This window comes from Cruoricaptor ignavus (assembly GCF_900141665.1).
Lineage (GTDB): Bacteria > Bacteroidota > Bacteroidia > Flavobacteriales > Weeksellaceae > Cruoricaptor > Cruoricaptor ignavus.
Window position 1 is genome coordinate 15,184 of record NZ_FQYI01000005.1, and the last position, 18,000, is coordinate 33,183.

Annotated in this window: 16 protein-coding genes and 1 tRNA gene; 4 read left to right on the top strand and 13 right to left on the bottom strand. The window is 41.2% G+C overall.

Going from position 1 to position 18,000, the window contains the following annotated elements:
- Positions 1 to 96: 96 nt before the first annotated feature.
- On the bottom strand, positions 97 to 1,140 hold the full coding sequence (locus BUB43_RS06065; protein ID WP_073179294.1) for a hypothetical protein: 1,044 nt from the start codon (positions 1,138 to 1,140) through the stop codon (positions 97 to 99).
- 8 nt (positions 1,141 to 1,148) lie between these two features.
- Positions 1,149 to 2,438 carry a site-specific integrase gene (locus tag BUB43_RS06070; RefSeq protein WP_073179296.1) on the bottom strand — a complete coding sequence of 430 codons (1,290 nt, stop codon included), beginning with the start codon at positions 2,436 to 2,438 and terminating at the stop codon, positions 1,149 to 1,151.
- Positions 2,439 to 2,769: 331 nt separating this feature from the next.
- On the opposite strand from BUB43_RS06070, the gene BUB43_RS06075 reads away from it, so the two are divergent.
- Positions 2,770 to 3,681 carry a glycerophosphodiester phosphodiesterase family protein gene (locus BUB43_RS06075; protein WP_073179298.1) on the top strand — a complete coding sequence of 304 codons (912 nt, stop codon included), beginning with the start codon at positions 2,770 to 2,772 and terminating at the stop codon, positions 3,679 to 3,681.
- A gap of 76 nt (positions 3,682 to 3,757) precedes the next feature.
- Here the strand turns inward: BUB43_RS06075 and BUB43_RS06080 are convergent, their stop codons facing one another.
- The 9 genes from BUB43_RS06080 to BUB43_RS06120 all read right to left on the bottom strand — a co-directional run bounded on the left by BUB43_RS06080 (position 3,758) and on the right by BUB43_RS06120 (position 13,614).
- The gene (locus tag BUB43_RS06080) at positions 3,758 to 4,630 is read right to left on the bottom strand and encodes a glycerophosphodiester phosphodiesterase family protein (RefSeq protein ID WP_073179299.1); all 873 of its coding nucleotides are present in this window, start codon (positions 4,628 to 4,630) and stop codon (positions 3,758 to 3,760) included.
- A gap of 1 nt (position 4,631) precedes the next feature.
- Positions 4,632 to 5,393, bottom strand: coding sequence for an endonuclease/exonuclease/phosphatase family protein (locus BUB43_RS06085; RefSeq protein WP_083541179.1), 762 nt, complete (start codon positions 5,391 to 5,393; stop codon positions 4,632 to 4,634).
- Positions 5,394 to 5,474: 81 nt separating this feature from the next.
- The gene (locus BUB43_RS06090) at positions 5,475 to 6,986 is read right to left on the bottom strand and encodes a SusD/RagB family nutrient-binding outer membrane lipoprotein (protein ID WP_073179303.1); all 1,512 of its coding nucleotides are present in this window, start codon (positions 6,984 to 6,986) and stop codon (positions 5,475 to 5,477) included.
- A gap of 12 nt (positions 6,987 to 6,998) precedes the next feature.
- Complete coding sequence (locus BUB43_RS06095) at positions 6,999 to 10,238, bottom strand: SusC/RagA family TonB-linked outer membrane protein (RefSeq protein ID WP_073179305.1); 3,240 nt, start codon at positions 10,236 to 10,238, stop codon at positions 6,999 to 7,001.
- A gap of 70 nt (positions 10,239 to 10,308) precedes the next feature.
- On the bottom strand, positions 10,309 to 11,124 hold the full coding sequence (locus tag BUB43_RS06100) for a FecR family protein (RefSeq protein WP_073179307.1): 816 nt from the start codon (positions 11,122 to 11,124) through the stop codon (positions 10,309 to 10,311).
- 96 nt (positions 11,125 to 11,220) lie between these two features.
- On the bottom strand, positions 11,221 to 11,736 hold the full coding sequence (locus tag BUB43_RS06105) for an RNA polymerase sigma factor (protein WP_073179308.1): 516 nt from the start codon (positions 11,734 to 11,736) through the stop codon (positions 11,221 to 11,223).
- A gap of 469 nt (positions 11,737 to 12,205) precedes the next feature.
- Positions 12,206 to 12,667, bottom strand: coding sequence for a hypothetical protein (locus BUB43_RS06110; RefSeq protein ID WP_159430230.1), 462 nt, complete (start codon positions 12,665 to 12,667; stop codon positions 12,206 to 12,208).
- Positions 12,668 to 12,716: 49 nt separating this feature from the next.
- Positions 12,717 to 12,796 (bottom strand) — tRNA-Leu (locus BUB43_RS06115).
- A gap of 53 nt (positions 12,797 to 12,849) precedes the next feature.
- Complete coding sequence (locus tag BUB43_RS06120; RefSeq protein ID WP_073179312.1) at positions 12,850 to 13,614, bottom strand: MBL fold metallo-hydrolase; 765 nt, start codon at positions 13,612 to 13,614, stop codon at positions 12,850 to 12,852.
- Positions 13,615 to 13,736: 122 nt separating this feature from the next.
- Between BUB43_RS06120 and BUB43_RS06125 the strand changes: the two genes are divergently transcribed.
- Both BUB43_RS06125 and BUB43_RS06130 read left to right on the top strand, forming a co-directional pair.
- The gene (locus BUB43_RS06125) at positions 13,737 to 15,155 is read left to right on the top strand and encodes a nicotinate-nucleotide adenylyltransferase (RefSeq protein WP_073179314.1); all 1,419 of its coding nucleotides are present in this window, start codon (positions 13,737 to 13,739) and stop codon (positions 15,153 to 15,155) included.
- Between the two features lie 11 nt (positions 15,156 to 15,166).
- Complete coding sequence (locus BUB43_RS06130) at positions 15,167 to 15,613, top strand: GAF domain-containing protein (protein WP_073179316.1); 447 nt, start codon at positions 15,167 to 15,169, stop codon at positions 15,611 to 15,613.
- A gap of 19 nt (positions 15,614 to 15,632) precedes the next feature.
- Here BUB43_RS06130 and mgtE read toward each other — a convergent pair whose 3' ends face one another.
- On the bottom strand, positions 15,633 to 16,952 hold the full coding sequence (gene mgtE / locus BUB43_RS06135) for a magnesium transporter (protein ID WP_073179317.1): 1,320 nt from the start codon (positions 16,950 to 16,952) through the stop codon (positions 15,633 to 15,635).
- A gap of 64 nt (positions 16,953 to 17,016) precedes the next feature.
- Entirely contained in the window at positions 17,017 to 17,577 is a 561-nt protein-coding gene (locus BUB43_RS06140) for a hypothetical protein (protein ID WP_073179319.1), read from the bottom strand.
- Positions 17,578 to 17,727: 150 nt separating this feature from the next.
- Between BUB43_RS06140 and rpsO the strand changes: the two genes are divergently transcribed.
- Complete coding sequence (gene rpsO, locus BUB43_RS06145; RefSeq protein ID WP_073179321.1) at positions 17,728 to 17,997, top strand: 30S ribosomal protein S15; 270 nt, start codon at positions 17,728 to 17,730, stop codon at positions 17,995 to 17,997.
- Positions 17,998 to 18,000: the final 3 nt, after the last annotated feature.

An 18,000-nucleotide genomic window follows, 5' to 3' on the forward strand; every position in this document is an offset into this window, starting at 1 on the left:
AGAGTGGTAAGGTGGTGGATTTATGAAATTTATATCATTGATAATCAATGAGTATTAAATATATTTTAAGTGGTAAAAGTGGTTGCTTATGGGATATCAGGAAATAGTATTGAATATTGACTCAATAACGTCTTTAAATTCTTTATTTTTCTTATTGCCTTCTTCAGAACTTACCGCTACGGTTTTATATTTGGAATTATAAGTCTCCCATTTAATTCCTAATTGATTGAGTAGGGCTGTTCTCCATTCTTTATTTTCATCAGACTGAAGACAATCATATAGTTTTGAAATTAAATGATAGGTTCGCTCTTTTTCACGATTCCTAATGATCAGCTTAGCATTTGATGGTCGCAGATTGAGAATGTTATAAAAATCTATAACACCCAAATTCTCGAATTGCATTCCATTACATTCTTTATGAATGGATGATATTAATTGCATATCAAAATATTCTCCATGTTTTAGTTCGGAATTTTCCTCGGAATTTGGTCTTATTTCATCAAAAAAATAATTATTTAAGACCAAAAGAAAAGAACTTTCCAATTCGCAGATCTTTCCAAAAACATTATCGGCAAACTTTAGGGATTCTTGACGCAATTTTTCTTTCTCCCGATAAAGTTCATCAAGTTTTCCTGGTTCGATCTTATATAAATTGGAAAATTTGTTTACTTTTTCTTCAAACGCCCTAACTCTCACTTCATCACCTTTCCAACTTGCCGATTCCAAAGAATTTTTTGCATCCCTTAATTCTATATACTGATTATTGGTATATTTTTCTTGAGCTTTTATTTTGGAGTCGAAGGAATTGGCTCTATCCCAGCAAATTTCAAATGTATCTATATTATCTAAAGAATTTATATGGTCATTATACTTTTCGATATTCTTTTTTATCACTTTCCGCAATATCGAAAAAAACTGTACTTGTTTTTCCTTGTCTTTGGAAGTGATGAAATTTAAAACTGCTTTTTCAAAATTTTCAAGATTTCTGAATTGATTGAAAAAAGCAACAATTTGCTGTTGTTCTTCAAAATGCAATATTTTGTTTTTCAGTATGTTTTGATATATTTCGTCTAATTTTGTGTATTTCGGCAATATATCCATAATTTGATATAGAGAACCATGAGTTTTATTTTCTTCCATTTGTCAAATTATAATTGATTGAATTTGTCCATTGCACTGGCTTTGATTTCGTCAGCAATATCAATATAGGGTTTCATCGCCTTATAATCACTGTGTCCCGTCCATTTCATGACAACCTGCGCAGGAATACCAAATGAAAGGGCATTACAAATAAATGTCCGCCTTCCTGCATGAGTTCCCAAAAGAGCATACTTTGGTGTCACTTCATCGATTCGCTTATTTCCTTTATAGTAGACCTCCCGTACAGGCTCGTCAATTTCCGCCAATTCCGCCAGTTCTTTCAAATAATCGTTCATCTTCTGATTGGTGATGACCGGAAGAACTTTATCATACTCAAAATGAACTTCTTTATACTTGTCCAGTATTGCTTTGCTGTGGTTGTTTAACTCGATAATTAAACTGTCCGCAGTTTTTACAGTGGTAATTTCGATATGGTTGTCTTTTACATCACTGCGCCTCAAATTGAATACATCTGAATATCTAAGCCCTGTAAAACACTGGAACAAAAAAACATCACGAACTCTCTCTAAGTATTTTTTTGTTTCCGGAATTTTGTATTCTCTCAATTTCGTCAATTCTGCCCAGGTCAAAAATATAACCTTCTTTTGAGTGGTCTTTAATTTTGGTTTAAATAATTCAAAGGCAAAATTGGAGGTGTATCCTTTCTTTTTGCTCCAGCGAAGAAACCATTTTAGAAATCCTATCTGCTTACTGATGGTACTATTTCGAAAGCTCTTCTTGTCACGGAGATAGTTTACAAATTCAGTGAGTTTGTTCTCGTCCCATGATTCGAAAGTCAAATTTTTATCAAAATCTTCCAAATGCTTTTTCGTGGTGGCAAATTTTTCATAGGTTGCTTCTGTCCAATTGTTATGAACTCCGCATTCTCGTACAAATTCATCAAATTTACCCATGAACGAAAGTATTGAGGATTCTAATTCAAGACTATTAGGCAAATCCTTATTTTGCCGATTATTGAATGCTGCTTTAAGTTGTTCAGGAGTAGGAATGATTTCGTTTACTTCACATTCTTTGAAAATATCCTGTATATCCGAATAATATTTTAAAAGATCTGAATTGATTTCGGCTGCGGTCTGCTTAAGTTTATTGGTACAGCCATTTTTTACACGCTGCTTGTCTTTATCCCATTTGGAAAAATCGATACGGTAGCCTGTGGTAAATTCTATCCTTTTATTATAGTAAATAACACGCATACGGATAGGTACATTTTCAATCACAGGAAGACCGTCTTTCTTTCTTCTTTCAAGCGCAAAAACTATATTTCGTTTGATATTCATGGGTGTATAACATATTAATCGACACCCAAATTTACACCCAATTATTGAGATATACAAAGATTTTTTATGATACTCAACTATAACAGCAAATTCGTATTATACCTGATTATCAATATTTTGATATTCTATAATCATCTAATAGGGTTCAGGAGAAAGAGCCTCTCTCTCCGCTGATATTCCTGTAAGTCATTGATTTACAGGTTTTTTTATTTTTAGGTGCTAATTAATATTTTGGATATTTTCTGTTTCCCAATTGACTCTGGCCCATTTATTTTCTTAAATTTACGACGGGTAATCCGCACATTTAGTTTTAATTAAATTCTTAAAATTTATGAAAATAAGGAAGAATTTTCTGTTCTTTTTTCTGTTCGCTTTTTTTAGTTTGAAGTCGCAATCCGTTGATATTCGGGATAACGACGATTATGTGTTTGTATCTGCACACAGAGGTGATTGGATTTTTGCGCCGGAAAATTCGCTAAAGGCGCTTGAAAATGCCATCACTTTGGGAGTGGATATTATGGAAACAGATGTGTGGCTTACCAAAGACGATCAGCTGGTTATTATGCACGACAAAACACTGGACAGAACTACCAATGGCACTGGTAAGATAGCGGAAAAAACTCTAGCTGAAATAAAAACGCTTAGATTAAAAAACGGACAAGGCATATTGACTAATGAAACAGTACCAACACTGGAAGAATATATTCTGGCGGCAAAAGGTAGAATTTATCTATATCTCGACAAAGCCGGGCAGGTAAATTCTGATAAAACAGTAGAATATAAACTTCAGGCGATACTTGCACTTTTGAAGAAACATCAGGCGCTGGGCCAGGCGATATTTGTATTGGATATGCCTTACAGCAAAGCATACAATATTTTTGGTGAAGATTTGAAAAAGATTATTTATTGTCCTGTAGTGGAAGATGGGATAAAAGATTTGGACAATTATATAAGTGAATACCGAAAAAAACTGAAACCGTTAATGTATCAGTTCAGAATCAAAACATTAGAGGATAAATCCTATTCCTACATTCCAAAGCTTAAGGCAGATGGAACCAAGCTGTTTGTCGCTGCTACCTGGGCTCACCATACTGCTGGGCACGATGACTTCATCAGTATAGAAAAGGGTGGTGCCTACGGCTGGCAATGGCTGATTACTCAGGGCTTTACTGTGATTGAAACTAACTATCCACATAATTTGATTGATTACTTAAAGACCACGGGAAGAAGAGCAAGACATTAGGAACAAAAGAAAAAAAGCCCCAAAAAGCATTAGCTTTAAAGGGCTTTCCGAAATATATAAAGAAAATGATGAATGCTTAATATTTTTTATTCCTTGCTTTCAGAAACTTTATCAGCTCTAATGGTCTGTCGGTTTGTATGATGTTAATGTTGTTTTTCAGAAACCAATCGTAAATATTTGGATTATCCAAAGCCACATCATCATTATGTCCTGCATTATGGTGCGGCCAAAGTGAATTTACCCAAACTTTTACACCTCTTTTCCTTAGTTTGCCAAAGTCGATTAGATTTTCTTCAGTTTCACCTACGGTGAATTCAAAGCCGTAGACTTTATAATTTGAGAGGTACTCATCTATTTTCCCCCAGCCTTCTTTTATTTCCAGTCTTATTATTGGCATAAAATGGATTTCGTTCTTTAGATGGCCGTATTTTCTATCAAAATCTTTGTAAGTCTCTGTGCCTTTAATTAAAACTTCATCCAGCATTTTCCTCTTTTTCAATATGGGATATACCAAATCAATGTAGTCAAAAGCCTTATCAAGATTAACAAGCACCTTTCCCTGAGTCTCATCAAGTGCCTCTTCCAAAGTTGGCACTTTCATTTGTGTTTTCACGCCAAGGCCATCTCTCAGATAGAATTCTTTGATTTCGGCGAGCGTATAATCAGACGGCTTACCTTTTCCAGTTGTAGTTCGGTCGATAGTCTTGTCGTGCATCAAAATTAAGACGGAGTCTTTTGTCAATGCTAAATCGATTTCCACCATATCAACACCTTTTTCAATAGCTTTTCTAATAGCCCAAATGGAATTTTCAGGTGCGTTTCTCCAGTCAGCTCTGTGGCTTACCACCATCACTTTATCGTCCGGAAATTTGGACAGCGAAATTGGTTTCTGAGCGTAAACCTGGAAGATTAAAATGTGAAGTATTAGAAGAAAAAATTTTTTAAACATTTTACTTGATTTTTAGATTAACTAATAAAGGCAAATGATCCGAAATTTTAGTATGTAGTCTCTGTTCGGCATAGGCTGCAAATTTTGCAACTTCCAATTTATCATTTATAAATATGTAATCAATGATGTTATTGTCTTTTACTGGCCATTCGAAAGGTGTTCCTGTATAATTGGGCGCATATACCTTCTTCGCAATTTTTCTAGAGTCAATCAATGCTGAAGTTATGTAATTGTAAGTCGGCGAATCCGGCTTAGTATTGAAATCTCCGCAAAGTACCACAGGCTGCCCTTTTGCTATATTTTTGATTTTATCCAAGATAACTTGCGAAGCATTCCTCCTAGCATTTTCACCAACATGGGACAGATGAGTGTTAAAGAGATAGAATGTTTTTCCGCTATTGCTGTGCTGAAATTTCCCCCAAGTGCAGATTCTGTTATAAATCGCATCCCAGCCCTTGCTCGGCTTTTCGGGAGTTTCAGAAAGCCAGAATGTTCCGCTGTCCAGCAATTTCAGATTTTCCTTTTTGTAGAAGATTGACACCGCTTCATATTCTCCATTTGGTTTGCCCGTATCGCTCGGCATATGGATGGAAGAGTATCCCGGCATTAAAGATTGCAGCTCGGGATACATATCATCCATTACTTCCTGAAAACCTACAATATCGGTGTCTTGAAAATCTACGAAATCAGCTATCCATTGCTTTCTAAACTTCCATCCGTTGATTCCGTCGTGGTTGTTGCTGTATCGAATATTAAAACTCATCACAGTCAACTCCTGCGCAAAGCAAGAAGCTGAGAAAAATATGAAGATTAATATTACAAAAGCAACTCTTCTCACAATCTGTTATTTTACATCCCACCACAGTCTTGTGGCACCGGAATCCTTTCCATTAAGCGCGTTGATGCCCGTCTTCACACCATCTGGATTCAAGGTGTACTCAGTGCCTGGGAATTGTAGTCTCTTGATTTTTGATGTTGTTGGAATATCCGCGTTGTCAGAATTGATGACATCATAAATCTTAGGGTAATCGCTTTTTCTCAGACTGCTCCAGGCTTCCCAGCCATTCGGGAACAAGGCAAGCCATTTTTGCATTGCTACCTGATGTTTCTGCTCCTCAAGATCATTTGAAAACTTCACTGGTACAGATGACACTGCCGGACTATTAAACTGGTCGTTCAGTGCTTTCGGAGTGGCGGTGGAATTTACATAGGTATTTGCTGCTGCACCAGTAATTCCCCATTGCTGTAGGGATTTCTTTATGCCTTCTTCGTAGAGGTCTTTGGCGGTGCCGTTCATATTCCAGCCAAGCAGTGCACCTTCGGCTCTTAGGAAATAAGCCTCAGCTGCAGGCATTACGATAAATTTCTGCAATTTACCCGGCTCACCGTAGAAAAATGTGCCGATTCTTGAGACGCTGTTTTTGTTGTACTTATTCATCTGAGTGTTATTAACACCGTTGCGTACGCCATGGTATTCGCCATTTTGTGCAGGCTGAAAGTACACGGGGAGCCTCGGATCACTATATCCTACTAAGATACTTTCCATAGCGGCACTCATCCGATATTCATCCCATTGCGATGTCCAACCAATCGGGTTATTAGAGCTTGCCGTAGCTTTAAACCAAGCTTCATCGGCCACATCCGTAAACACGCCATCTGCAACAGCCTGTTCAGCAAATTTCCGTGCTTCGGCAGGACTCACATCGGATATGCGCATTGCCAGTCTCAGCTTTAATGTATTGGCATATTTTAGCCATTTTTTCACATTTCCCGAATAGATTTGATCGTTTGCACCAAATACAGTAGCCTGACTGGAATTTTTCAAAATAACGATGGCTTCATCGAGCTCCTTAAAAAACTGTGAATAAATATCCTTCTGACTGTCGTATTCGAAAGATTTTCCAGGTGTGCCTATGGAAGAGTATGGAATTGGCCCGAAGTAATCCGTCATTCTGTGAAACATCGTAACTTTCCAAATTAAAGCTAAAGCGTATTCTTCACTCAGTTCCAGCTCTTTCGATTTATTCAAGACCTCGTAAATCTGCGGAGCACCTTTCTGATAGAAAAAATTCCAAGTGTTATTAAGCCAACCTCCAGGCATGGTATAGCGGTCTGACGCAAAGCTTTGAGAAAAGTTCGCAAAATACTGACTGTAGAAATCGCCAAACAAACTTTGCGAAGTTTGATATCTAAATCGGTTCAGTATCAGTCCATTAAACTGAGAGGAAGCATACAGCTGCCCAACTGTAGATTTATCTACAATAGTAATTTTCGTTTCGTCCCTGTTGATTTCATCAAAATCACCGGTGCAGCTTATTACGGATAAAATAATTGCGGTAGAAAGTATTTTTTTCATGTTTTCAAATTTTTAGAATGTTACATTAAGATTAACACCATAGCTTCTGGTATTCGGCAGCGCGAAGGATTCAATACCCTGCGCGTTACCGGTGCTTGGTGCAAGTTCCGGATCAAAATTCTTAGCCTTGTTCTGGAAGAAGAACAAGTTTCTGCCGCTCAGCGAGAGTTTAAGGTTCTGAACAGGAGTCCCCTCAAATATCCTCTTCGGGAAATCATAACCGAGGCTGATCTCTCGCATCCTGATTGTAGATGCATCGGAAACAAACGCCTCTCCCACCGGATTGCTTCTTCCCCCGATGTTTGTCCAGTATTGTTCTGCCGTAATTTTTGTCTCGTTCGGGCTGCCATTCGCTGTCACGCCACCTATAACGAAGCCATCCCTTCCGTTCAGGGTTTCCTCTGTTACACCGGCATAATTTAGCATTGCGTTGGTAAATGAAACCACCGTTCCGCCTTGTTTAAAATCTACCAGGAAGTAGAGATTGATGTTTTTATAATTCAGGCTGGAACTGATACCGCCCGTCCATTTAGGGTTAAAATTCCCCGCATATACACTTTTTGATGATGTAAGTTTCGGCAAGCCATTGTTCAGTACGATAATGTTACCGTTGGCGTCTCTTTCAAAACCTCTTACATACAATTCGCCGAAAGGCCTGCCAACCATTAGTACATTATCTACAAGATAGTCTGATGCTATGGTATATTTATTCAGGTTTTCAGAAATTTCAATGACCTTGCTTTTGTTTTTATTGAAATTAAAACTGATATCCCATTTAAAATCGGAAGTCTTTACAGGCACTACATTGAGCGCAACATCCACACCTTTATTCTCAACCTCGCCGGCATTGATATATTCCGATGAGTAAAGTGATGCCGCAGGAAGATTCACCAATAGCAGCTGATTCCGGCTTTTAGAATTGTAGTAGCTGGCATCCAAGCTCAGTCTTCTGCGGAAGAAGGATGTTTCGATACCTACTTCAACCGAGTTTGTTTTTTCGGGCTTCAGATTTTCGATAGGCTTAATGTTATCAATCGTTACATAACCGTTGTTTCCGCCTGCGGCAAATGTATAAGTCTGGTTTATAAGGTATGGTTTGGCATCATTCCCTACTGTAGCCCAGTTGGCACGCAGTTTTAAAATATCAACCATTCCAGATTCCATTGAAAACAATTTATCCAGTAGAACTGAACCACCGACAGACGGATACAAGTACGACCTTTCAGATGTAGGCATTGTAGAAGACCAGTCGTTTCGCAGCGTTCCGTTCAGGAAAAGGTAATTGAAGATTTCAAAATCTGCCATGGCATACAAAGACTGAATTTCCCTTTTGAATGGTGTATTATTCACCTGATAGAGGAAACTTGCATTGGCGTGATTGAAGAAATTTTCTTTCAGCAGGGAAGTGTTATTGAAGGATTTTAAAGAATTATCCTGCTGAAGGAGATTTCCTCCTATATTCAAGGTGTATTTGAACGCATCAAAACCGTTATTATAGGTAAGCAGGAAATCGTAGTTGGTTTCTAATTTTTCGTAATCTGAAGTGATGTAATTTCCGTTTGTCGCTCTTATGTAGGTATCATTGTTAAGGGAAGTTTCGGATGATGTAAAGGACTTATCCAGTGCCGAGCGGAGCATCAAATTCAGATTATCCAAAATTTTATAATTGATCTTTGCATAGCCGTACAGTCGGTTTTGTTTTTCGGTTACATTTACATTGTGTATCACCCAATAAGGATTTTGGCCGAGGTTTCCTCCGCCACCGCCACCAGGCGTCCAGTAATGCTGCCTGATAAAGCCGTCTGGCGTAGTATATTGATAATCTTTAGCTTGAGAAAGAGGAATGTTACGCGGAATTCGGCTGATCTGCCTCCAAGCATTGAATGTGGATTCTCCTGTGAAAGGCTTGTGCTGAATGTCACTCATTACCCCGGATAATTTTACATCCGCATTAATTTTCGGGCTGATTTTGAATTCTGTTTTAAGATTTACAAAGTGGCGCTTCATATTATTTTGCTCCACGATGCCTCTTACATCCTCGTTTTTATAGGAGAAATATCCGTTTACTTTATCGCCTACCAGGTTAGCCGCTACAAAATTTGAAAAACTTACACCCGTTTTAAAAAAGTCTTTCACATTATTTGGCTGCGGCAGATACTGATAAGTTTTTTCCCCGGTATAGTTTGGGTTGTTCGACCAGGCATCCACTAGCTGGCCGTCCATTACAGGCCCCCAGCTAGATATAGCATTTTTATCATACTTTCCTCCATAGCCCTGCCCGTAAATATTTTGGAATTTTGTAAGAATTACAGGGAAATTCCAGGTGGTAGAATTCGAATAAGAAACGCCGAGGCCTTTTCTTCCCTTTCCTTTTTTAGTTGTAATGACAATCACACCGTTTGCCGCCCTGCTACCGTAAAGCGCGGCTGCATTGGCACCTTTCAGTACATTTACGGATTCTATATCATCAGGGTTAATTGTGGAAATACCGTCTGCGAAAGCATTCTGTCCATTTACTCTGTTGGTAGCTACCTCATTACCGTCTTCCAAAAGATTTACAGAAGAATTGCTGATCGCAACGCCGTCCACCACGATGAGCGGCTGGTTGTTTCCAGAAATAGAGCGGTTACCCCTGATCAAAATTCTCGCATTGCTGCCCACTCCTGCAGAGCCTTCCGTAATCTGAAGACCTGCCACCTTTCCGGATAAAGATTTGGCGATATTATCCTGCTTTACTCTGGTAAAATCCTCTTCCTTCAGGTTCTGAGTGGAATATGCTAGCGTTTTTTTCTCCTTGGAGATACCGAGAGCTGTGATTACAACTTCTTCCAGCGCACGCTCTTTACCGCTTGGTTTTACAGTATCCTGTGCAGAAGCATTTCTGTTTGCAGTTCTCGCTTCGCTTTCAAGCTGAGAAAATGCAACAGGCTCACCCTGCCTTGCAGCAGACCTTTTTACGATGATTGTATTGTTTCTATTTTCAAACTGCAGTGGATAATTTCCCTCTAAAAACTCCAATGTTTCCTGCACTGCACGGTAGTTGATTTTGTTTTCATCTACTTTTAAATCAGCGACATCAGATTTTGAGTAGAAGAATTTTAAATTGTTTGCCTTGCCTAGCTTCTCGATGACTGTTCCTACGGGAACTAACTGGCCTGATTGCTGATAGGTGGTTGTCTGTGCTTTTGCCAACTGAACTTGCGGCACAGAAAGAATTCCCAACATGCAGATACTGATGATGGTTTTTTTCATATTTTTACAAAAATTTAATTATTTCACATGGTTAAGTTTTCATTTCCGGCAACCCCCATTGCCGGATTTTTTATTTCATTTCAATCGTTCTGTTTTTTTCATTTAAACGCACTTGCAGGTTGTAAGGATAAGATATAACCTCTAAAATCTCTTCCAGATTTCCTGCTATTTTCCCCGAAACCATCTGGTTTTTCAAATTTTTCGGATAGTTAATTTTCATCCCATATATTCTCTCCAGATCCGCTATGACTTTTCCAAAAGTCTCATCTTCATAATCGAACGATACTTCATAGTCCTTTGAGAAAAACTGTTTCACCTCTCCATTCGTCCTTTCCCATATTTCTTTCGGCTGCAGTTTCCAGGTTTTGTTTTCTGATAAAATTTCAACCAAACCTTTCTTCAGATTTACCTCTTCACGATTGCCATCGCTTATAAGTAAAAACTGCGTACCCAAAACTTTTACCTCAAAACCTTTAGCAGCTATCACAAACGGATGTGCTGCATCTTCCGTGATTTTGAAATCTCCACTTCCGAAGAACTCTGCTGCCCGAGTTTTTCGGCTGAATTGCTTGTGAAGTACCAGCTTGCTGTGCGGCAGCAACAGGACTGTAGAGCCATCCTTCAAATTTAGGCTCAGCTGCTTTTCCCCACTTTCAAAGACCATCTGCTCTTTAAACTGATCGGCAAAAGAATTTCTTAAAAAAAATCCCAAACCGAAAAGTAGCGCGGCAGCAGCTGCAATGCCAGCATATTTCCTTCTCCGGCGGAAACTCTGAATCCGTTGGAAAATTCTTCCCCAAACTCTTGCCACAGTAATCTCATCTAAATGATGATTTTCTCCAGCTTCTTTCCAAACCTTTTCAGCTTCCGTTTGTTTATTTGACATTGCATTCTATTTTTAATTACGGCGGAACGTTAGAATCGTCCACCCCAAAATCCCATTGTTAATGATTTGTTAATATTGCTTGTGAATTATAGTAAATCACCTATAAAAAACTGTCTGTATTGCGATAACGATAGATGCGAAATTTTCACGGATAAACTTCAGCGCTCTATTGATGTGTTTCTCCACGGCACTTTTGGAAATATTGTATTCTTTTGCTATGGATGCATAACTTCGCCTCTCGAGCTTGTTTTTTAAGAAAATCTCGCGGGTTTTTAAGGGCAACTTATCAATAAGATGAGTAACCTTGTTGAATTGTTCCCTCTGCAATTCCTCATCGAAAACATCAGATTCTTCGGCAATCTCTTCAAAAATCCCCTTAGGCACAGCACTTATCTTGTTCTTGCGGTAGAAATTGGCAATTTCCTGTTTTGCGGTTTTGAATACAATTTGATCCAAGAGTTCTCCCCGAGATTTGAAGCTTTGGTATTTCCATATGTGCACGAAAACATCTTGCACTACATCCTCGATATCCTGACCGTCAGAAATATACCGACTTACGAAATGGTAAACTTTACCGACATATAGATCGTAAAACTCTCTAAAATCTTGCATCGCTTGTGCCTATATATTTTAGCATTCTCCCGTATTCATTAGAATTGATAAGAAATAACGGTTATCACGGTCGAAATTTATATAATTTAAATGTTTATAGTTTTCCCTCTACGGCATAGGTCCTGTTCAAAATTACGTAAATATTTCTGGAAATTTTCTCTGGCAGCCATATACATTGAGCACCATTCGTAAGTCGTTTCTAAAATAAACTATATCTTAAAAAATGAAAATTGAGTTCCGAAATTTTCCAACCCTTTTTCTGAAAAGAAAAAGGCGAGGCGTATTTTACGGGGATGTAGCGCAGCGAAATCCTTCCGAATAAATACACACCTTGCAGGAGCTCCAAAAAATCCCCTTAAACAAAAAACTAAAAAAATGGGCCTGGCTAACTGAGAGAAAAAACCTATTTATCGCAGCAGATGCGCCAAAATTGGTAAAAAATTTAACTACGCTATTTACCCGATAAGTATCACTTCATTAGAACACCGCCAAAATGATGGTGGCTCCCAATGTTAATGTGAAATTTCAATTGAGATTGAAAAAAAATATCGTAGCCCAAAATATAGAATGCTTCGTGCACTTCCGCGCAGTTTTCTATCTCCGTTGTTAGATTGTCAAATGGCATCTTTAGTTTCTTTGCAAGCTCCTGAAAACAGTGCCAGGCTACGAAAAAACCGTCAAAACATTTTATTGGCACCCCGTTTAACAAAACTTCATACTCCTCAAAGCCATCAAATTCAATAATTAAGGTATTTATATCATCTGAGATTGTAACTCTTCCGTCATTGAGTAAAACATTCCTTAAGAATTCTTCGTGGGATTCAATCAACATTTTTTCCAAACAAGGTTTTGATGTAGAATTACAAAATTCACTTTTAGAAAAACAAAGGATAAATAAAGCAGATGTAAATTTAGCCACCCTTTTAGCCACCCTTAAAAATATAAAACGCTGATAATCAAAAGATTAACAGCGTTTTTAGTACCCAGGACCGGGATCGAACCGGTACTCCGAAGAACTGGTGTTTGAGACCAGCGCGTCTACCAATTCCGCCACCTGGGCTTTTTTGAAGACTGCAAATATAATCATTTTTACCCAAAAGAATGACGGTTTGGCTAAAATTTTATTTCCTGGCCATCATACGCGGGGAGAATACCTGCCGGCAGAATTTTGATGAGCTCCGAATGAAAACCTAGGTGGTGGCTGATGTGCGTTAGGAAAGTTTGCCTCGGCCGAAGCTCTTCCACAAGTTTCAGAACATCCGGCAAAATGAAATGAGCGGGGTGCGGCTCGGTTTTGCGAAGGCAGTTGACTATCAAAATTTCAAGATTCCGGAGCTTGCGCTTTTCTTCTTCCGAAATAAAACTTGCATCGGTGATGTAAGCCAAGTCTTTCAGCCTGTACCCGTAAATATCGATAGCCCTATGCCGTACGGTGACGGGAAGGATTTTCTCACCGCAAACCTCAAACTCTCCATCCACCGCGTGGAGGTCAAAGGTAGGGGCTCCCGGGTATTTTTCTTGGGCGAAGGCATATGGGAAGCGCGCGCGTATTTCGTTGCCTACACGCTCCCGACAGTACAACGGCATCCCGGCACCGTTCTGGAAAATGAGCGGCCGGAGGTCGTCCAGCCCGATTACATGGTCGTTATGTTCGTGGGTGATGAGCACTGCGTCCACTCTGGATTCCCTGTTGGCGAGCATCTGCTGGCGGAAGTCGGGCCCGCAATCTATCAGGATTTTTTTCCCCGAATCCGTGGTGATGATGGCGGAGGTGCGCAGCCGCCGGTCGCGCGGGTCGCGGGACAGGCATACTGGATGCGTGCAGCCGATAGGCGGAACCCCCTGAGATGTGCCGGTGCCAAGGAATTTTAGCGTCATATCTAAATTTCGTGCGGTGCAAATTTACTCTATCCTATTGAATTCTTGCAGAATTTTCTCCCTTTGCTTCGCAATCATTTCATTGCCTCAGCCCAAAATTTTATCTTTGGGCAAAAATTTCCATGGCAGAGATCCGGCAGTACCTCACCGCCCGCCAAAAGGCGCTGGCTATCAACCTCAACCCAGATATTTACGGCACCCTTGCGGAGATAGGGGCGGGGCAGGAGACGGTGCGCCACTTCTTCCGTGCAGGCGGCGCATCGGGGACTATTGCCAAGGCAATGTCCGCCTATGATAAGGATTACAGCGACGCCATCTACGGGAAAGAGGAGAAAAACAGGTATGTGACGCGCAGCCGGCTTGATAAGATGCTGAAATATGAGATGAGCCTGATAGAGGAGCGGCTGGACAATTCTGAAAACCCGCGCCGGAAATTTTTCTCCTATGCGAATACCGTAACCACGATAAACTACGCCAAAACCTTTAAGGGGCACGGCTGGGTGGGCATTATTTTCCAGGATAACCCCGGGGAGGAGCCGAGCGAAATCACGCTGCACATCCGCTTTAAAGAAAATGATGCCACCCTGCAGCAGGAAACCCTCGGCAACCTGGGCGTAAACCTGATTTATGGGGCTTTCTATCATTCTGATGACCCGCGCGTGCTGCTCCGTAGCCTGTATGACGATATATCGGTGGATAAAATTGAGATTGATATGATCGACTTCCGCGGGCCGGCTTTCCGCTATGTGGACAACCGCCTTATGAGCCTGCAGCTGGTAAAGCTGGGGATGACGGACGCGGTAATTTTCGACCACGAGGGGGCAAACATCCTCCCGTCGGATTTCCTTTACAAAAAAAATGTCTATGCCGTGCGCGGTAGCTTCCGCCCGGTTACCCGCCTGGTGATAGATATGTTTGAAACCGGGATGCAGATGTTCCGAAAGGATGCGGAAGCAGACCCGGAAGATGTGCGCGTGGTGTTTGAGATTACCACTTCCAACCTGAGCGCGGAGGGGGTGATCGATGAGCGCGACTTTCTCGACAGGGTTGATATTCTCGGGCAGCTTGGCTACACCGTGATGATTTCCAACTTTTCAGAATATTACCGCCTCGTAGATTATTTTTCGGGCTATACCAACGGGTACATCGGCATAGGCATGGGGGTGAACAATCTTCTCCTGGTATTCGAGGAGCAGTACTACCAGCATCTCTCGGGCGGTATTCTGGAGGCGTTCGGGAAGTTTTTCCGCAAGGATATGAGGGTTTATCTTTATCCTTTCTACGACAAGGAAAGCGGCATCTTCCTAAATTCCAGTAATTTAAAGGTGGATGATAATTTGAAGGAGCTTTACAAATATTTTAAGAAAAACAGGAGAATTGTGGATATCGATGATTTTAATGCGAGCCTTGCCAATATTTTTTCAAGAGAAATACTGCAAAAAATCTCAAACGGCGAAAAGGGCTGGGAGGCCGGCGTGCCAGATGGAGTGGCAGAGCTGATAAAGACGCGCGGAATGTTTGGGTATAAAAGAAATCTTTAAGGAGTAAGCAAATGAATATTTTAAAGGAAAAATTAACAGAAGTTTTAACTTCGGGCGGCGCAGTAGAAGAGAGATTACTGCAGATCTGCCAAGTGCTGGATTCTGAGCTGCCGCATTTCAACTGGACGGGTTTTTATTTCAAAAACGAGGATAAGGATGAGCTCATCCTGGGGCCGTATGTCGGCGAGCCTACCGACCATAGAATAATACCTTACGGGCGCGGCATCTGCGGGCAGGTGGCGGTTTCGGGAGAAACCTTTTTAGTTCCCGATGTGCACGCACAGGAGAATTACCTTAGCTGCTCCGCAGATACGAAATCCGAGATAGTAGTGCCGATTTTCAAAAATGGAGAAAATATCGGGCAGATTGATATCGATTCCCATACGGCCAACGCATTTAATGATGGGGATCGGGAATTGCTGGAGTGGCTCTGTGAAGAGCTGGGTGCTCAGCTTTAGTTTATTAGTAAATTTAAGCCTAAAGTAGTTTCCCCGCGAGGAAGAGCCCGGCTACGGTGAAGTAAATAATAAGCCCGGTAACATCCACCAATGTCGCTACGAATGGTGCCGAGGAAGTAGCGGGGTCCAGGTTCAGTTTTTTCAGGATAAACGGAATCATCGAGCCGCTAAGGGTACCCCAAAGTACGATGGCCACGAGAGAGAAGGATACCGTAAGCCCCACAGAGCTCCAGTATTCTCCATAGTCGTACAGGCCTGTTTTTTGCCAGACTAAAATCCGTATATACCCGATGATGCCGAGAATCAGGCCGAGCAAGATACCGGAAACAATTTCCTTGCGCATTACATACCACCAGTCTTTCAGAGTGATTTCCTGCAGGGCCATAGCGCGGATGATAAGCGTGGCAGCCTGGGATCCCGAGTTGCCCCCGCTGGAGATTATCAGCGGTACGAAGAGTGCCAGTACCACGGCTTTTTCGATTTCCTTATCAAAATAGCCCATCGCAGATGCGGTGAGCATTTCTGAAATAAAGAGTATCACCAGCCAGGTACCACGCTTGCGCACCATCTCGGCGAGGGAGGTTTGCGTGTATGGTAGATCGAGGGCATCCAGACCTCCGAATTTCTGGATGTCTTCGGTGTTTTGCTGTTCTATCTGGTCAAGGATGTCGTCAATGGTCACAATCCCTACCAGCACTCCGGCTTCTGTGACGATGGGCAGGGCATTCCTGTCATATTTTTCGAAATACTGAACGGCATCCTCACGGCTTGTTTTCGTATGGATGGCTACAAAATTATTGTCCGTAATCTCGGACACTAGCTGCTCCCGGTCGGCAAGCAGTAGGTTACGGATATCCAGGTCGTCTATCAGGATATTGTTCTGATCCACCACATACAGGTAGTTCAGGGTTTCCACCTTGCCCCCGATTTTTTTTATCTGAGCAAAGCACCGCTCCACAGTCCATTCCTTACGGATCTGCACATAATAAGGCGTCATCATCCTGGCGATGGATTCCTCCGGGTATCCCAAAAGCTCCAGTGCTACGCGCCTTTCCTGCGGGTTGAGGTGGTTGATGGAATATTTAATAAGCTCGTCCGGGAAATCTTCGAACAGCGCCGTACGGTCGTCCGGGGGCATGGCGTTGAGGATTTCTGAGACCTCGCTGCTAGTAATGCTCCGTATCGTATCTTCCTGAAAATCAGGATCGAGATGAGAAAATACTTCGGCTTTAAATTCTTTGGGAACTTTCAGAAATTCCATTACACGGCGCTCTACATCCAGCTCCGAGAGGTGCTCAGCGATATCAGCAGGGCTTAGTATGGACTGATTTTCTTCCAAAGAATTTTACAGAATTCGGCTGCAAAAATAAACGAAAAAATGCAATCCTCACAGGTATATTTTATTAACTTTTAAGATTCTTCCTTGTAGCTCTTCGAATTTCTTTCTTTATGTCGTTCATTGCGCCACTTGTACCTATCTTCACGGAGTTTTCAGTGCTGCCAAGCACCCGGTACTTGCGCCGGAGCGTATCATAGCTGCTTTCGGAAATTAAATTCCCCTCTTTGTCAAAAAGTTTCATGCTTACTACGGCCTGGTTTGAGAAGACATACTGCCCTATCCCTACCTTAAAGTATTGAATTTTTGGGACTATGGCAAAATCCGCATCGTTATTTTCACAGAAAATTTTCACAAGTTCGTCATCCACATCGTCATAGTTCAAGGGATCCTCCACGCGCAGCATCGACCTTTTTTTAAACTGCTCCGCATGGTCAGAAACGGCGGAGAAAAAAGCTTCGTAGGTGGGTGCCTTCAATTCATCAATATCCGGCTCTATCTCCGGGCTGAAGTAGAGAATGCGGCTGAAACCCTTTCCCTCCGGCAGTGCGTGTCTTTGGCCCGCCGCGAGCTGAAAGGAAAGTACGGCAAGGAAAAGCGGTATGACAGGGGATAGCCTTATTTTCATTTATAATCTTGCACAGCAAATATTTAACCAATTGATGTGAGTTATGGGGTAAAGGTAATGGGAAAAAAATAAACCAAAAAGTTTTTGTAATTCAAAAATAATTTTTAATTTCGCGGCTTGTTACATAATAATCATTAAAATAATATTGGCATGTACTTAGCACCTGAAAAAAAGGCGGAAATTTTCGCAAAACACGGAAAATCTGAAAAAGATACCGGCAGCGCAGAAGGACAGATTGCGCTGTTCACCTACAGAATCAATCACCTATCTCAGCACCTGAAATCGAACCAAAAGGATTTCGTGACGGAGCGCTCGCTGGTGGCATTGGTAGGTAAGAGAAAAAGGCTTCTGGATTATCTGAAGAAAAAGGATATCGAGCGATACAGGGCCATCATCGCAGAATTGGGCTTAAGAAAGTAAGCA

Excerpts from the sequence above, each read along its gene's own strand:
- BUB43_RS06065 (WP_073179294.1), bottom strand. The coding sequence starts at position 1,140 with ATGGAAGAAAATAAAACTCATGGTTCTCTATATCAAATTATGGATATA.
- BUB43_RS06070 (WP_073179296.1), bottom strand. The coding sequence starts at position 2,438 with ATGAATATCAAACGAAATATAGTTTTTGCGCTTGAAAGAAGAAAGAAA.
- BUB43_RS06075 (WP_073179298.1), top strand. The coding sequence starts at position 2,770 with ATGAAAATAAGGAAGAATTTTCTGTTCTTTTTTCTGTTCGCTTTTTTT.
- BUB43_RS06080 (WP_073179299.1), bottom strand. The coding sequence starts at position 4,630 with ATGTTTAAAAAATTTTTTCTTCTAATACTTCACATTTTAATCTTCCAG.
- BUB43_RS06085 (WP_083541179.1), bottom strand. The coding sequence starts at position 5,393 with ATGAGTTTTAATATTCGATACAGCAACAACCACGACGGAATCAACGGA.
- BUB43_RS06090 (WP_073179303.1), bottom strand. The coding sequence starts at position 6,986 with ATGAAAAAAATACTTTCTACCGCAATTATTTTATCCGTAATAAGCTGC.
- BUB43_RS06095 (WP_073179305.1), bottom strand. The coding sequence starts at position 10,238 with ATGAAAAAAACCATCATCAGTATCTGCATGTTGGGAATTCTTTCTGTG.
- BUB43_RS06100 (WP_073179307.1), bottom strand. The coding sequence starts at position 11,124 with ATGTCAAATAAACAAACGGAAGCTGAAAAGGTTTGGAAAGAAGCTGGA.
- BUB43_RS06105 (WP_073179308.1), bottom strand. The coding sequence starts at position 11,736 with ATGCAAGATTTTAGAGAGTTTTACGATCTATATGTCGGTAAAGTTTAC.
- BUB43_RS06120 (WP_073179312.1), bottom strand. The coding sequence starts at position 13,614 with ATGACGCTAAAATTCCTTGGCACCGGCACATCTCAGGGGGTTCCGCCT.
- BUB43_RS06125 (WP_073179314.1), top strand. The coding sequence starts at position 13,737 with ATGGCAGAGATCCGGCAGTACCTCACCGCCCGCCAAAAGGCGCTGGCT.
- BUB43_RS06130 (WP_073179316.1), top strand. The coding sequence starts at position 15,167 with ATGAATATTTTAAAGGAAAAATTAACAGAAGTTTTAACTTCGGGCGGC.
- BUB43_RS06140 (WP_073179319.1), bottom strand. The coding sequence starts at position 17,577 with ATGAAAATAAGGCTATCCCCTGTCATACCGCTTTTCCTTGCCGTACTT.
- rpsO (WP_073179321.1), top strand. The coding sequence starts at position 17,728 with ATGTACTTAGCACCTGAAAAAAAGGCGGAAATTTTCGCAAAACACGGA.